The sequence below is a fragment of the Pseudomonas sp. NFACC51 genome (genome assembly GCF_900103575.1).
GTDB classification, from domain to species: Bacteria; Pseudomonadota; Gammaproteobacteria; order Pseudomonadales; family Pseudomonadaceae; genus Aquipseudomonas; species Aquipseudomonas fluorescens_Q.
Genome location: NZ_FMXH01000003.1, coordinates 489,279 through 503,590 on the forward strand (window position 1 = coordinate 489,279; position 14,312 = coordinate 503,590).

Annotated in this window: 11 protein-coding genes and 1 tRNA gene; 5 read left to right on the forward strand and 7 right to left on the reverse strand. The window is 60.2% G+C overall.

Annotated features, from left to right (window positions below):
- The first annotated feature begins 205 nt into the window (after nt 1–205).
- Together BLT00_RS09170 and BLT00_RS09175 are read left to right on the forward strand one after the other, a co-directional pair.
- The gene (locus BLT00_RS09170) at nt 206–457 is read left to right on the forward strand and encodes a helix-turn-helix transcriptional regulator (RefSeq protein WP_175456234.1); all 252 of its coding nucleotides are present in this window, start codon (nt 206–208) and stop codon (nt 455–457) included.
- Nucleotides 457–1,653 carry a type II toxin-antitoxin system HipA family toxin gene (locus BLT00_RS09175; protein WP_092146401.1) on the forward strand — a complete coding sequence of 399 codons (1,197 nt, stop codon included), beginning with the start codon at nt 457–459 and terminating at the stop codon, nt 1,651–1,653. Before BLT00_RS09170 ends, BLT00_RS09175 begins: the two co-directional genes overlap by 1 nt.
- Before the next feature lie 58 nt (nt 1,654–1,711).
- Here BLT00_RS09175 and BLT00_RS09180 read toward each other — a convergent pair.
- The 5 genes from BLT00_RS09180 to rpsU all read right to left on the reverse strand — a co-directional run bounded on the left by BLT00_RS09180 (nt 1,712) and on the right by rpsU (nt 10,244).
- A tRNA-Ile gene (locus tag BLT00_RS09180) sits at nt 1,712–1,788 on the reverse strand.
- Nucleotides 1,789–1,803: 15 nt separating this feature from the next.
- Complete coding sequence (locus tag BLT00_RS09185; RefSeq protein ID WP_092146403.1) at nt 1,804–5,547, reverse strand: bifunctional diguanylate cyclase/phosphodiesterase; 3,744 nt, start codon at nt 5,545–5,547, stop codon at nt 1,804–1,806.
- Between the two features lie 127 nt (nt 5,548–5,674).
- Nucleotides 5,675–7,522 (reverse strand): RNA polymerase sigma factor RpoD, encoded by a 1,848-nt coding sequence (rpoD, locus tag BLT00_RS09190; RefSeq protein WP_063324103.1) that lies wholly within the window; start codon nt 7,520–7,522, stop codon nt 5,675–5,677.
- Nucleotides 7,523–7,589: 67 nt separating this feature from the next.
- Complete coding sequence (dnaG, locus tag BLT00_RS09195; protein ID WP_092146405.1) at nt 7,590–9,548, reverse strand: DNA primase; 1,959 nt, start codon at nt 9,546–9,548, stop codon at nt 7,590–7,592.
- Nucleotides 9,549–10,028: 480 nt separating this feature from the next.
- A complete protein-coding gene (gene rpsU / locus BLT00_RS09200; RefSeq protein WP_002551877.1) occupies nt 10,029–10,244 on the reverse strand; it encodes a 30S ribosomal protein S21 in 216 nt (71 codons plus the stop codon).
- Between the two features lie 199 nt (nt 10,245–10,443).
- On the opposite strand from rpsU, the gene tsaD reads away from it, so the two are divergent.
- Nucleotides 10,444–11,469 (forward strand): tRNA (adenosine(37)-N6)-threonylcarbamoyltransferase complex transferase subunit TsaD, encoded by a 1,026-nt coding sequence (gene tsaD, locus BLT00_RS09205; protein ID WP_092146407.1) that lies wholly within the window; start codon nt 10,444–10,446, stop codon nt 11,467–11,469.
- A gap of 8 nt (nt 11,470–11,477) precedes the next feature.
- On the opposite strand, the gene plsY is transcribed toward tsaD, so the two are convergent.
- A complete protein-coding gene (gene plsY / locus BLT00_RS09210; RefSeq protein WP_003206189.1) occupies nt 11,478–12,047 on the reverse strand; it encodes a glycerol-3-phosphate 1-O-acyltransferase PlsY in 570 nt (189 codons plus the stop codon).
- 74 nt (nt 12,048–12,121) lie between these two features.
- Here plsY and folB point away from each other — a divergent pair, with 74 nt between their 5' ends.
- Nucleotides 12,122–12,475: a dihydroneopterin aldolase gene (gene folB, locus BLT00_RS09215; RefSeq protein WP_003206187.1), complete on the forward strand. Its 354-nt coding sequence runs from the start codon at nt 12,122–12,124 to the stop codon at nt 12,473–12,475.
- Nucleotides 12,466–12,984 (forward strand): 2-amino-4-hydroxy-6-hydroxymethyldihydropteridine diphosphokinase, encoded by a 519-nt coding sequence (gene folK / locus BLT00_RS09220; protein ID WP_057449623.1) that lies wholly within the window; start codon nt 12,466–12,468, stop codon nt 12,982–12,984. The genes folB and folK overlap by 10 nt, the downstream gene beginning before the upstream one ends.
- Before the next feature lie 80 nt (nt 12,985–13,064).
- Here the strand turns inward: folK and BLT00_RS09225 are convergent, their stop codons facing one another.
- Nucleotides 13,065–14,291 (reverse strand): multifunctional CCA addition/repair protein, encoded by a 1,227-nt coding sequence (locus tag BLT00_RS09225; RefSeq protein WP_092146409.1) that lies wholly within the window; start codon nt 14,289–14,291, stop codon nt 13,065–13,067.
- Nucleotides 14,292–14,312: the final 21 nt, after the last annotated feature.

The window sequence follows — 14,312 nt, forward strand, 5'->3', positions numbered from 1 at the left end:
CAGGTGAGTCGAGGAACAAGGAAAGGGGGCGGCCAGTTGCCAAAGTTGCTATCGCGGTCAAGCAACGGAGAGCTTTTGAAGTCGATTCGGGGGACGGATGTTCCGGTGAAAGGTGAGCACGTTAACTTCGAGGGCATATCTGCTTTGATTTTTTGGGAAGTTAGGTATACGTTACATTTAATCTTATTTGTCTTGTATACATAACATGGATTATTCCCTCATCCTCATGCGTCTGGGCGAGCAGGTTCGCAAGCGCCGCCGCAATCGCGGCCTGACCCAGGCCAATCTCGCTACCTTGGCAGGTGTCACTCGGCAGAAGGTCATTGCCATCGAAAAGGGTGACCCGTCGGTGGGGATGCTTGCCTATGCACGAGTCCTGGGGGCCCTGGATTGTGAGTTCGCCGTGGTACCGGCTGCGATGCCTACGCTTGAGGAAATCCACGGAGTGTTCGACTGATGACGACCTTGCTACGGGTAGCAACACCTGAAGGTGATAGCGGGAGGATCCTCTCCAGCACTGGAGACTACCTGTTTCGTTATCGCGAAGATGCTGATGCACAGGCGGCAATCAGTTTATTGATGCCTGTGCGTCTGGATGAATACCGTCATCGAGAGCTGCACCCGATCTTCCAGATGAATCTGCCCGAAGGTTACGTCTTGGAGCAGCTACGCAACCGTCTGGCCAAGGTGACGAACGTCGACCCCATGCTGCTGCTTGCACTGTCTGGCAGTAGCTCGCCTATCGGGCGGGTGGAGGTGAGTTCACCGGAGGTCGATGCGCTTCTACTACGCCAACAATTTCCTGGAGAACGGCTGGAGGAAATCCTGGCCTGGGATGGTGCGCAGGACATTTTTGCCGACTTGGTGGATCGTTACGTTCTGCGTGCCGGGATATCGGGCGTGCAGCCCAAGGTGCTCGTTCCAGAGCGTCAGGATGGTGCTGCGCAACGGTTTACCTCGAAAACCTCCGACCTGATTATCAAGAGCGGCCGGGACGAATTTCCGGGGCTGGCGATCAATGAGTTCCTCTGCATGTCTGTAGCCAGGGAGGCCGGGATCAAGGTGCCGGAGTTCTACCTTTCCGATAATTCCAAGCTGTTCGTTATGCGTCGCTTCGATCGAGACGAGCAGCTCAACCCCATCGGCTTCGAGGACATGGCCGCATTGATGGGGCTTGCTGCGGGGCAAAAGTACAGCAAGAGCTATTCAGCCATTGCCAAAGCCATCCGTCTGTTCTGCCCGTCTGAGAAAGTGCAGGACTCCCTGGCCCATTTATTTGCCATCGTGGCCTTGAGTTGCATCGTCGGCAATGGTGACGCCCATCTGAAGAACTTCGGGCTGCTCTATTCCGACCCTACCCAGCGCGACGCGCGGTTGGCGCCTGCCTACGACATCGTCAACACCACGGCCTATATTCCAAGAGATGTATTGGCCCTTGATCTGGTCGGCAACAAGTCGCTATTTGCCTCGCGACAGGGCCTGTTGGACTTCGCTCGGGTATGTGATGTTGTCCGGCCAGAAGAAGTAATCCGCAAACAGTTGCAAGCACTGGAACAAGTGCTGGCCCGCTCGACTGAACTTTGTGAACAGGCACCGAATGTGGTCGCAGCCATCAGGCAGTGCGCAGAGCCGTTTATGAAGACCTTCGCCTAGGGCGCAAGAGTCAACAGGCTCAAGAACGTAAAAGCCGCGCAATGCGCGGCTTTTTGTATGGTGGGCCCACACGGACTCGAACCGTGGACCAAAGGATTATGAGTCCTCTGCTCTAACCAACTGAGCTATAGGCCCTCAGTAGGTCGCGGATTATAGCGACGGTTTCTCGGCTGTGCTATCCGAAAAATCCGATACGCGCACACGAAGAAACGTTGCGGCAAATTCCTCGGCGCACAGGGGCAGGCTGACGATGTAGCCCTGGATCTGTTCGCAACCTTCCTCGGTCAGGAATTGCTGTTGGGCCAGGGTTTCGACGCCCTCGGCGATAATGGTGAATTGCATGCTGCGGCCCAGGGCGATGATTGCCCGTACGATGGCCGCGTCGTGGGGGTCGTCGGGCAGGCCGCGGACGAAGGATTGGTCGATCTTGAGGATGTCCAGTGGCAGGCGCTTGAGGTAGCTCAGGGAGGAATAGCCCGTGCCGAAGTCGTCGATGGCCAATTGCACGCCGAGTTTTTTCAGCTGGTGCAGCACTGTCAGGGCCTCTTCGGCCTGGCTCATGATGAAGTTTTCGGTAATTTCCAGTTGCAATAAGCCGGGTTCGAGCTGGTGCTCTCGCAGCAGTTGTTCGATGCGCCCCAGTAGATTGGGTTGACGCAACTGGGCTCCGGCCAGATTGACCGAAAGAGGGCCGAGGCTGTCGTAGGCGTCATTCCATTCACACAGCTGCCGGCAGGCGCGCTCCAGTACCCAGTCGCCGATTTGCAGGATCATGCCGTTCTCTTCCGCCAGGGGGATGAAGTGTTCCGGCGGAACGTCGCCAAACGTGGGGTGCGTCCAGCGGATCAATGCTTCGGCACCTACCAGTTGGTTGTCGACGAGGCTGATTTTGGGTTGGAAGGATAATGACAACTCGTTGCGTTCAATCGCCCGCCGTAGCTCATGCTCCAAGGCCACTCGCTCGCTGGCCTGGGCGGTGAGGTCGCGGGTATAGCTTTCCACCCGGTTGCGTCCCTTGGCCTTGGAACGGTACATCGCCGCGTCGGCATTCTTCACCAGCGTGGCGACGTCGCAGCCGTCCTGCGGGTAGAGGCTGGTACCGATGCTGGCACTGATGAAGAACTCGTGCTCGCCGGCCTGGAACGGAGCGGCAAAACAGTTCAACAGTTTTTGGGCGATGTGCTCCGCATCGCTGGGCTGTTGCAGGCCCGGCAGCAGGATAATGAACTCGTCGCCGCCCAGGCGCGCCACGGTGTCGATGTCGCGCAACTGCTCGCGCAAGCGCACGGCAATGCCCTTGAGCAACAGGTCGCCGACCGGGTGTCCGAGGCTGTCATTGATGTGCTTGAAGCGGTCCAGGTCCAGGAACAGCACGGCACCCTGGCTACCGTTTTCCTGCTGGCCATTGAGAGCTGCCAGCAAGCGGCTTTCGAACAGCGTGCGATTCGGCAGGCCGGTCAGCGGGTCGTGGTGGGCCTGGTAGTCGAGACGGGCCTGGGCGTGTTTGAGGCTGGAGATATCGGCGAAGACCGCGACGAAATGGGTGATCTGTCGGTCCCGATTGCGCACCGCGCTGATGGTCAGCCAACTGGGGTACAGCTCGCCGTTCTTGCGCCGGTTGGAGATCTCTCCTTGCCAGTGCCCTTCGGCCGTCAACTGATGCCACATCGCGGCGTAAAACGCGCTGTCGTGCAGGCCGGAAGCCAACAACCGGGGCGTATGGCCCAAGGCTTCGGTTTCGCTGTAGCCGGTGATTTCGGTGAAGGCTCGGTTTACCGCGCTGATGTGCTGTTGCGTATCGGTGATCAGCACGCCTTCGGCAGTGCTTTCGAACACGGTGGCGGCCTGTTGCAGTTTCTCCTGCATGAGATGGCGTTCGGTGATGTCCCGGGCGATGGTCAGCATGCAGTTTTCGTTGCCGATGGGCAGCGGGCGACTGGAGACTTCGCAGAGCCGGATCTGCCCGTCGTTGCGACGGATGTGGCAGCTGAAGTCCCTGACGAAGCCGTCCCGCTTCAGCAGGTCGAGCATCTGCTTTCGCTCGTTGAGGTTGACCCAGATGCCCAGGTCCAGGGTAGAGCGGTCCACCGACAGGGCACTGTTGAAACCGGTAATGCGACTGAAGCCTTCGTTGACTTCGATCAGCAGGCCGTCGCTTTGCCGGGACAACAGCAGGCCATCGGGCGAGGCGTGGAACGCCTTGGCAAACTTCTCTTCGGATGTCTGCAATTGCTGCTGGGTTTCCTTGAGCTGGCTGATGTCCCGCACCACCACGACCAGGGCTGGCGTCGTGTCGAGGTCGAAGGGCTCGGCGGAGATCAGCCCGGTGAACACCTGGCCATTGCTACGGCGGAAGGGCATTTCCAGGTTGCGAATGCTACCGGCCTGCAAGCGCTGCAACAGGCCCGGCCCCACGCCCTGGATGCCCCAGATATTCAGTTCGGTTGCGCTGTGTCCCACCACCTCGGCGGCGCTCAGGCCGATCTGCTCTTCGAAGGCCTTGTTGACCTCCAGCAGGCAACCGTCCAACAACCGTGCAATCACCAGGATGTCCGGGCACTGGCGGAACACCGAGGCAAATTTCTGCTCCGAAAGGCGCAGGGCTTCCTCGGTGCGCTTGGCTTCGCTGATGTCGATCATTAGCCCACGCATCACCGGTTCGTGCCCGTGTTCGATGAGGCTGACAATATCGCGCACCCACAGGCAACGGCCATCGGCAGTGATCACACGATAATCGATGCAGTGGTCGCGACCCGCCAGCACTTCATGATCGCAATAGGTCTGGGCACGGATCAGGTCGGCGGGATGAATGATGTTGCGCCAGAAGCCCGGTATCAGCCAATGGGAAAGGGGATAGCCCAGCAAGTCTTCGGCGTGGGGCGAAACGTAGCTGTAAGTGAAGTCGCTGACCCTTGCCTCCCAGGCGATGGCCGACAGGCTCTCCACCAGACCACGGTAATGGTATTCACTGCTGCGCAGCTCCTGTTCCAGCTCGACCCGCCGGGCGATTTCCGAGCTGAGTCGGCGGTTGATGCGAATCACCACTGCCAGTATGCCGACCAGGAGCAGCAACGCAGGCAGGCCGTAAAGCAGCAAGTCTGACCAGAGCTGGCGGTAGTCGTGCACATTGCCGACCCACTTCTGCTGGATCTCGGCAACTTCGGCGGGGCTCATGTCCGCCATGACCTTGTCCAGGATGCCCACCAATATCTTGTTGTCTCGAGGGACGGCCATTGCCAACTGATAGCGATACGGCGTTTCCCCGCTGACATAAAGGCCTTCGAGCTTGAGTTGACGCAGGCTCCAGACGCTGGAGGCCAGATCGCCCACTACCGCGTCCACCTCGTCGGTCGCCAGGGCTTGCAGGGCTGAACTGACGTTGGGCAGCGCCACGAGGTTCAGGTCGGGGTGGTGGTTGCGCAGCAATTCATGGGGGGCATAGTTCTCCACCACGGCTATTTTCAGCCCGTACAGTTCCTTGAGGTTGTGCGGCTGGGCGCCACCGCGGTGGGCCAGGATGACGATGGGGAAATCCAGGTAAGGGCGGGTAAATGCCAGGTAGTTCTGACGCTCCGGTGTAGACATGATGCCCGGCAAAAGGTCTATCTTGCCCTGTGCGACCTGCTCCAGCACGGCGGTCCAACTGACCGGCTCGATGGGTGTGAGCTTGATGGCCAGCCGTTCACGAATGATGTCGACGTAGTCGGCGGCCAAGCCCTGATAGCGGCCCTGGTCGTCACGAAACTCAAACGGCGGCCATGAGGCATCGACACCCAGGCGCAGGTCGGGGTGGTCCTTGAGCCAGCGGAGCTCCTCGTCGGTGAGCGTCAACGCGCCAGCTGTTGCGGTCCAGGTCATCAATGACAGCAAAAGCGCGGCCGTCAGTCTGGGCATCACTGTCTCGTCATGGCTTGGTGAGGATGATTCGAGTGTAGACGGGCAACAGGGTGCTGAGGAGCGTAGCGAAGGGGATTTTATCTGTGCATAGCAAAACCCCCGGCAGGGCCGGGGGTTTTGAAGGTCACTCGTCGAGGAAGGAGCGCAGATGCTCGCTTCGCGTCGGGTGGCGCAGTTTGCGCAACGCCTTGGCTTCGATCTGACGAATCCGCTCACGGGTTACATCGAACTGCTTACCGACTTCCTCAAGGGTGTGGTCGGTATTCATGTCGATGCCGAAGCGCATGCGCAGTACCTTGGCTTCACGGGCAGTGAGGCCGGAGAGTACTTCGCGAGTCGCTTCCTTGAGACTCTCGACAGTGGCGACATCGATCGGAGACTGCATGGTGGAGTCTTCGATGAAGTCACCCAGATGGGAGTCTTCGTCATCACCGATCGGGGTTTCCATGGAGATCGGCTCTTTGGCGATCTTCAATACCTTGCGGATCTTGTCCTCGGGCATTTCCATGCGTTCGCCCAGCTCTTCCGGCGTCGGTTCGCGACCCATTTCCTGCAGCATCTGCCGGGAAATACGGTTGAGCTTGTTGATCGTCTCGATCATGTGCACCGGGATACGGATGGTGCGGGCCTGGTCGGCGATCGAGCGAGTGATCGCCTGACGGATCCACCAGGTGGCATAAGTCGAGAACTTGTAGCCGCGACGGTATTCGAACTTGTCCACCGCCTTCATCAGGCCGATGTTGCCTTCCTGGATCAGGTCGAGGAATTGCAGGCCGCGGTTGGTGTACTTCTTGGCGATGGAGATCACCAGACGCAAGTTCGCTTCGACCATCTCTTTCTTCGCGCGACGGGCCTTGGCCTCGCCGATCGACATGCGACGGTTGATGTCCTTGATCTCGGCGATGCTCAGGCCAGTCTCGGCCTCCAGCGCACTGAGCTTCTGCTGGCAGCGAACGATGTCCGGTTGCAGGCGGGCAATGGCTTCAGCGTATTTGCTCTTGCCCTTGGCCAGCGCATCGGTCCAGCTTTCGTCGACTTCGTTGCCAGGGAACTGGCGCAGGAAATCGGCACGCGGCATGCGGGCATCACGCACGCAAAGCTGCATGATCGCGCGCTCTTGCTGGCGCAAGCGATCCAGGGCGCTGCGAACACGTTCGACCAGGCCTTCGAATTGCTTGGGTACCAGCTTGATCGGCATGAACAGCTCGGCCAGTGCCAACAGCTCGGCAATCGCCTGCTTGTTGTTGCGGCCATGCTTTTTCAGCGCCTTGCGGGTGATTTCCATCTGGTCGGCCACAGCGCCGAAACGCTGTGCTGCGATGATCGGATCCGGACCGCTTTCGGCTTCTTCCTCGTCGTCGCTCGCTTCGGCGTCGTCGTCATCGGTGTCGTCGTCGGCCTTGACGGCTTTCGCGTCGATCGGTGGCGGCACTTCGGCGGCAGGCGGCGCAATGCCGTCGTCCGGATCGATATAACCGCTCAAGACGTCGGACAGGCGGCCACCTTCGGTGGTGACGCGGGTGTACTCGGAGAGAATATGGTCAACCGTGCCAGGGAAGTGCGCGATAGCGCCCATCACTTCACGGATGCCTTCTTCAATACGCTTGGCGATTTCGATTTCGCCTTCACGTGTGAGGAGCTCTACCGTACCCATTTCACGCATGTACATGCGCACGGGGTCCGTGGTGCGACCAATGTCGGTCTCGACCGCTGCCAACGCTGCGGCCGCTTCTTCAGCGGCCGCCTCGTCGGTATCGGCGTCGGCCAGCATAAGGGCATCCTTATCTGGAGCAACCTCGAATACGTTGATCCCCATGTCGTTGATCATGCGGATGATGTCTTCCACCTGTTCCGGATCTGAAATATCCTCCGGCAGGTGGTCGTTGACCTCCGCGTAAGTCAGGTAGCCCTGCTCACGACCCAATAGGATCAACTCTTTGATACGAGACTGCTGTTGCGCTTTTCCGGACATAACACCCTATCCACTGAAGGTCTTGGCGGGCAAAAAACAAGCCGAGGATTATACCTGAGCTGTGACCTCACGCGCCAGTTGAGGTCGGGTTTGATGCGCAAACATTGCGGCTGAGTAAGTCGCGCAATTGGTTTTTCTCTTCGCTGGTCAACTCGCTCTGGCGAGCTTTTCGCAGAAGTTGTTCCAGGTTTCGCTCGCGTTGGCGGGCGGACAAGCTAGTAATGGTGTCGAAAAACTGTTGTTCAAGGTTATCTCCCTCAATCAGCCATTCCTTCTCGGCCAGGGCCTTCAACAGGCGCCCCTGCTCGGTGCCGTGCCACCGTGCAATCAACTGGAAAGAGTTTAGCTTGGGGTTCTTCTGCACGGCTTCAAGGAGTGCGACCAGCAATTGCGTATTGCTGTGGTCCTCGGCGGCGAAGTGCCCGGCGTCCTCTACTTTTTCCGCCAGTTGCGGGTGATGCAGCAAGGTGCGCAAGGCGGCCAGTGTTGGTGGTTCGACGGCGGCCGGCACGCGCGGGGCACGTGGCTGGTCGCGATCGCCGCGCTTGCCGTTCTTGTCCCAGGGTTTCTTGTCCCATTTCTTGCCGCCACTGCCGGGTTTTTTCGGTGTCCATTCCTGCTGGGGGGCGTAATCCTGCTGAGGTTGATGATAGTCGGCGAAATCCGGCATCGCGTCGTAATCGATGCCCGGGTCGTAAGCCGGTGGCGCCTCCTGGGGGGCGCTGTGCACCAGTTGATTGACCGCTTCACTGTTCAGGCCGGTGATCTCGCTCAGGCGCTGGCGCATGAGTGTGCGCAGGTTGGCGCCGGGCACCTTGTCGATCAACGGTGCCGCGAGGGTGGCCATGTGGGCCTTGCCTTCGAGGGAGCGTGGATCGGCTTCTTCGGTCAATTGCTGGAAAAAATAGTCGGCCAACGGCTGTGCGTGCTGGTTGATCCGCGCACGGAACGCATCGGTGCCTTCGGAGCGCACCAGTGTGTCCGGGTCCTCGCCCTCGGGCAGGAACAGGAAGCGTGCCCGCCGGCCGTCCTGCAGGCACGGCAAGGTCGCTTCCAGGGCGCGCCAGGCGGCGTTGCGACCGGCCTGGTCGCCGTCGAAGCAGAACAGCACGTTGGGCACGACGCGAAACAGGCGCTTCATGTGCTCTTCGCTGGTGGCCGTGCCCAGGGTCGCCACAGCGTTGCGCAGGCCTTGTTGGGCCAGGGCAATAACGTCCATGTAGCCTTCGACGACAATGATTTCATCGAGGTTGCGGTTGTTCTTGCGTGCTTCGTACAGGCCATAGAGTTCCTGGCCCTTATGGAACACCGGGGTTTCCGGGGAGTTCAGGTATTTCGGCTTGTCGTCGCCCAGCACCCGGCCACCAAAGGCGATGATCCGTCCGCGCGTGTCGCGGATCGGAAACATGACCCGGTCGCGGAAGCGGTCGTAGCGCTTGCCGGTTTCGGCATTTTCAATCAGCAGGCCGGCGTCGATCATGGCGCGCTGTTGCAGCGTATCGCTGCTTAGGTGCTTGTACAGGTTGTCCCAGCCGGGCGGGGCGAAGCCGAGGCCGAAGTCCCGGGCGATTTCGCCGGTCAGGCCGCGGCCCTTGAGATAATCCACCGCAGCCTTGCGTGCCGGATGGCTTTTGAGGGCCTGGCGATAAAAATCCGCCGCCGCCGTCAGCAGTGGGTAAAGCGGAGAATCGGTCGGTTGGCGTGGCTTGTGCTGTCGACCGCTTTCCTCCCGGGGTATTTCCATGCCGGCGGCTTTGGCCAGTTCTTCGACGGCCTGGGGGAAGTCCAGGTTGTCGTGGTCCATGATGAAGCCGAGGGCATTGCCGCCAGCGCCGCAGCCGAAGCAATAGTAGAACTGCTTGTCGGGGCTGACGCTGAAAGAAGGCGTTTTTTCTTTATGGAACGGGCAGCAGGCCGTGTAGTTCTTGCCCGCTTTCTTCATTTGCAGGCGAGAGCTGGCCACGTCGACGATGTCGGTGCGGTTCAGGAGGTCGTCAATAAAGCTCTGGGGAATCAGCCCGGCCATGGCGTTCTCATCATCACTGCGCGAAATATGGACCCGAAATCGGCAGGCGTAACCGGGTCTGGGTTTGAGGCACGCTAAATCGGTGGCTCGACCGGGTCGTCTGCATCATCGCTGTCGGGAAGTGTATCTGCCGATAATCCACTGACGTTAATAACTATCAGTATTCGACTGTTTGAATGTGTTGCGCTGAGTCCGGTAACGGCTGTTCAGGCCTCGGATAGCTCATGAAGCGGACACGCAGGCAGGTGCCTTGGGCTGATCGTCGTTAGAGGAATCAGGGTGTGCTCGTCGGTAGCCTTGGAAGGCTCGTCAGGAAAGACGTGCACCGCTGGCAAAAGAGCCAGGTCTGACGCGGTGAAGCAGGTTGTCTATGTCGCGTCTGCGACATTTGACAGTGAAGCATCAAGCGTTATTCCGCAAATGCCATAAGCCCGGCTTGAAGGCCGGGCTTGGCAGAAGCTTGCTACGGACGTCTGTGTATTAGTACAGGCGTACGGCGCGGCGCTGTTCGCGCTGAACTTTCTTGGCGTGACGCTTAACAGCGGCTGCTGCCTTGCGCTTACGCTCAGAAGTCGGCTTCTCGTAGAATTCGCGGCTACGAACTTCAGCCAGAACACCGGCTTTTTCGCAGGAGCGCTTGAAACGACGCAGAGCTACGTCGAAGGGTTCGTTCTCTTTTACTTTGACGGCTGGCATCCAGAGCTACCTTCATTCATTACCGGGGTCAACATCCTCGCGGCAAAAGAGCACTTGAAGACGTCGGTTTTTAAGGGTTGCGGATGTTAACCCCTCAACGCTCGGAATGCAAAGCCTCTGATCGAAAACCGCTGGTCGGGGCACAACGCGGCGACTATTATGCGCGCCTTCGAATTCAGCCTCTACAAGGCGCAAACCCATGCTAGTACTGGGATTAGAAACCTCCTGCGACGAAACCGGTGTCGCACTTTACGACAGTGAACGTGGCCTGCTGGCCGATGCGCTGTTCAGCCAGATCGACCTGCACCGTGCCTACGGCGGGGTGGTGCCTGAGCTTGCCTCCCGCGATCACGTCAAGCGCATGCTGCCCTTGATCCGTCAGGTCCTGGCCGAAGCCAACTGTGTGCCGACCGAGATCGACGGCATCGCCTACACCGCCGGCCCGGGCCTGGTGGGCGCGTTGCTGGTGGGCGCCTCCTGTGCCCAGGCGCTGGCCTTTGCCTGGGGGATTCCGGCCTTGGGCGTGCATCACATGGAAGGTCATCTGCTGGCGCCGATGCTGGAGTCGCAACCGCCGCAATTTCCGTTCGTCGCTTTGTTGGTATCGGGCGGTCATACGCAGCTCATTCGAGTCGATGGCATCGGCCAATACGAGTTGCTCGGCGAGACGCTCGATGATGCTGCCGGCGAAGCGTTCGACAAAACTGCAAAAATGATGGGCCTCAATTATCCCGGTGGGCCGGAAATTTCCCGGCTTGCGACGCAAGGGGTCGATGGGCGTTTCGTGTTCCCACGGCCGATGTGCGACCGTCCCGGCCTGGATTTCAGTTTCAGCGGGTTGAAGACCTTCGCCCTGAACACCTGGCAGCAGTGCGTCAGCGCCGGGGACGACAGTGAACAAGCCCGTTGCGACATCTCGCTGGCGTTCCAGCAGGCCGTGGTGGAGACTTTGACCATCAAGTGCAAGCGTGCCCTCAAGCAGGCCGGGCTCAAGCGCCTGGTGATCGCGGGCGGCGTGAGCGCGAACAAGGCCTTGCGGACATCGCTGGAGAAAATGCTCGGCGACATGAAAGGCGACGTTTACTACGCCCGACCGGAGTTCTGTACAGATAACGGCGCGATGATTGCCTTTGCCGGTTGCCAGCGCTTGCAGGCCGGCCAGCACGAAAGCCTGGCGATCAGCGTACAGGCGCGCTGGCCGATGGAGCAGTTGGCGCCCCTGTGAAGCGTCATTTAAAAATGCCGTTCGCGCCCGGCGAACAGGTCGCGTAGATTGCCCCGGTGACGCCAGACGATCAGCGCAACCAGCGCGGTCATCGGTAGCAAGGCCGCCGGTTCCTGCCAGGCCAGCAACGGCAGGGTCAGCGGCGTGGCGATCAGCGCGGCCAGGGAACTGGTGCGGGTCAGGTAGAACGTCAGCAGCCAGGCACAGACAGCCAGCAGGGCGGCGGGCGGGTACAGGCCCAGCAGCATGCCGGCGGCGGTGGCGACACCCTTGCCGCCACGAAAGCGAAAGTACAGCGGGAATAGATGGCCGATGACGGCGCAGACGCCAATCCAGGCCTGTTGCTGCAACGAGAGCCCTGCGAGGCTGGCGATCAATACCGGGACAAGGCCTTTGCAGAGGTCGCCCAGCAGGGTCAGGATGGCGAGTTTGCGTCCGGCCAGGCGCAGCATGTTGGTGGCGCCGGCATTGCCTGAGCCACTCATTCGCGGATCCGGGCGACCGGTCAGGCGGCTGAGCAAAATGGCGAAGGACAGCGAGCCGAGCAGGTAGGCGAGAATCGCCAGTAACCAAAACATGCTAACTATTCCGGGCGAGGACGCCCTGATTCTAACGGCGCATTGCGCCCTTGTCGTGCTGCGGAGAAGAGTGCTTGGACAGAGTGTTTATCGAGGGCCTGGAAGTCGACACGGTAATCGGGGCCTACGACTGGGAGCGAGGCATCCGACAGTGCCTGCGGCTTGACCTGAGCTTCGCCTGGGACAACCGTCCGGCCGCCGCGGGCGACGACCTGACCCTGGCACTCGACTACGCCAGCGTATCGTCGCGCATCCAGGCATTTGCCGAACAGGCGCAGTTCCAATTGGTCGAGACCTTTGCCGAGCGACTGGCCCAGGAGCTCATGGATGAGTTCAAGATCACCTGGCTGCGTCTGAAATTAACCAAGCCTGGCGCCGTACCGGCGGCCAGTGGCGTTGGTGTGGAGATCGAGCGCGGATGTCGCTGACTCAGGTTTTTCTCGGGCTCGGCAGCAATATCGAGCGCGAAACCCATCTGTGCGCCGGTCTTGAAGCCTTGGCCGGTTTCCTGGTGGACATCCGCTGTTCGGCCGTGTTCGAGAGCCAGCCGGTGGGTATCAAGAGCGGGCCATTCTTCAATTTCGTCGTCTCGGCCTTCACGGATCTGCCGCTGATGGAGCTGGATCGTCGTCTCAAGTTCATCGAGGCGGACAACGGTCGCTATGCGCCGGACCGCAAGGGGCTGCCGCTGGATATCGACGTGTTGTTGTATGGCGAACAGGTCGGCAACTTCGATGGATTGATCTTGCCGCGTGCGGAAATCCTCAAGAACGCCTTCGTCCTATGGCCTTTGTCGTTGATCGCGCCGGATCGGATTCACCCAGGCGTCGGCAAAAGCTTCGCCACTTTGTGGGAAGAATCGCAGATCGACCAGGTGCTGGCGCCAGTGGCTTTCGAATGGCGTGGCCAGCAGCTTACGCCATCGAATCTGCTGTGAGGCGCCTGCCGTCATCGCGAGCCTGCTCGCGATGGCGGCGTTACATCCGGCCGGAATGCGAACTGACCTGAAAACGCCCGTCAGCTCGCCGCCTCCTTATAGGCCTTCAACGCCTTGAGGCGCTCGCGCTTGATCGCCTCACCCAGCTCCGGTCCCTTGAAGCCTTTCTCCAGCAAGGGCTGCACCGCCACTGCGCGGGCTGCTGCCGCAGCGCCCCGCAAATAATCAGCCTGTGGATAACTTCTGTCTTCAAGCCCTTTGCGCCCCCGCGCATCCATCTCACAGGCTGCGATGAATTCCTCGAAGCGCTGAGGACGACGGTACACATCGAAACTCTGCAGCAGCTCAAGCAAAGTGGACGCCTTGAGCTCAAGCGCGCGATGACCATGGGTGTGGTATTGGCCTACCAGTAACGCCAATTCCTGACAGTCGCGGGGCGCCTTGAAGCGCTCGTTGACCGCTTTGATCAGCTTCAACCCCGTGTGCTCATGGGCGATGTGTCGCGGCCATTCGTGTTGGGGCGTCAGGCCTTTGCCCAGGTCATGGAGCAGGCAGGCCCAGCGGACTGTCAGCGGTTGTTGGTGCAGGGCGGCTTGTTCCAGCACGCTCAGGGTATGGACGCCGGTGTCGATTTCCGGGTGATGGGCTTCAGGCTGGGGTACGCCAAACAGCGCATCGACCTCTGGCATCAGGACCTTGAGGGCCGTGCAGTCGCGCAAGACCTGGATAAATACCTGCGGCTGTTTTTCCATGAGGGCGCGGGAAATTTCTTTCCAACTGCGCTCGGCCGTCAGTGCTTCCAGCTCGCCGGACTCGCTGAGTTGGCGCATCAGTTCAAGGGTTTCGTCCGCCACCTTGAAGCCCAGCGGAGCATAACGCGCGGCGAAGCGGGCAACCCGCAGGACTCGGAGCGGATCTTCGGCGAAAGCGGGGGAAACGTGGCGTAGCACCCGGGCTTCCAGGTCGCGCTGGCCGTGGTACGGATCGGTCAGGTTGCCATGGTCATCTTCGGCCATGGCGTTGATCGTCAGGTCCCGGCGAACCAGGTCCTGCTCCAGGGTCACTTCAGGGCTGGCATGGAACACGAAGCCGCCATAGCCTCGGCCGCTCTTGCGTTCGGTGCGGGCGAGGGCGTACTCCTCGCCGCTCTTTGGGTCTAGGAATACCGGAAAATCGGCTCCCACCGGGCGAAACCCCTTGGCGAGCATTTCCTCGGCGGTGGCACCCACCACGACCCGATCGATGTCGGTGACGGGAATGCCTAGCAGGCGGTCGCGAACGGCGCCGCCGACTTTATAGATCTGCATAAAAAACCTCCGTTGGTCCGA

Coding starts and splice junctions, on each gene's coding strand:
- BLT00_RS09170 (WP_175456234.1), top strand. CDS start 206: ATGGATTATTCCCTCATCCTCATGCGTCTGGGCGAGCAGGTTCGCAAG.
- BLT00_RS09175 (WP_092146401.1), top strand. CDS start 457: ATGACGACCTTGCTACGGGTAGCAACACCTGAAGGTGATAGCGGGAGG.
- BLT00_RS09185 (WP_092146403.1), bottom strand. CDS start 5,547: ATGCCCAGACTGACGGCCGCGCTTTTGCTGTCATTGATGACCTGGACC.
- rpoD (WP_063324103.1), bottom strand. CDS start 7,522: ATGTCCGGAAAAGCGCAACAGCAGTCTCGTATCAAAGAGTTGATCCTA.
- dnaG (WP_092146405.1), bottom strand. CDS start 9,548: ATGGCCGGGCTGATTCCCCAGAGCTTTATTGACGACCTCCTGAACCGC.
- rpsU (WP_002551877.1), bottom strand. CDS start 10,244: ATGCCAGCCGTCAAAGTAAAAGAGAACGAACCCTTCGACGTAGCTCTG.
- tsaD (WP_092146407.1), top strand. CDS start 10,444: ATGCTAGTACTGGGATTAGAAACCTCCTGCGACGAAACCGGTGTCGCA.
- plsY (WP_003206189.1), bottom strand. CDS start 12,047: ATGTTTTGGTTACTGGCGATTCTCGCCTACCTGCTCGGCTCGCTGTCC.
- folK (WP_057449623.1), top strand. CDS start 12,466: ATGTCGCTGACTCAGGTTTTTCTCGGGCTCGGCAGCAATATCGAGCGC.
- BLT00_RS09225 (WP_092146409.1), bottom strand. CDS start 14,291: ATGCAGATCTATAAAGTCGGCGGCGCCGTTCGCGACCGCCTGCTAGGC.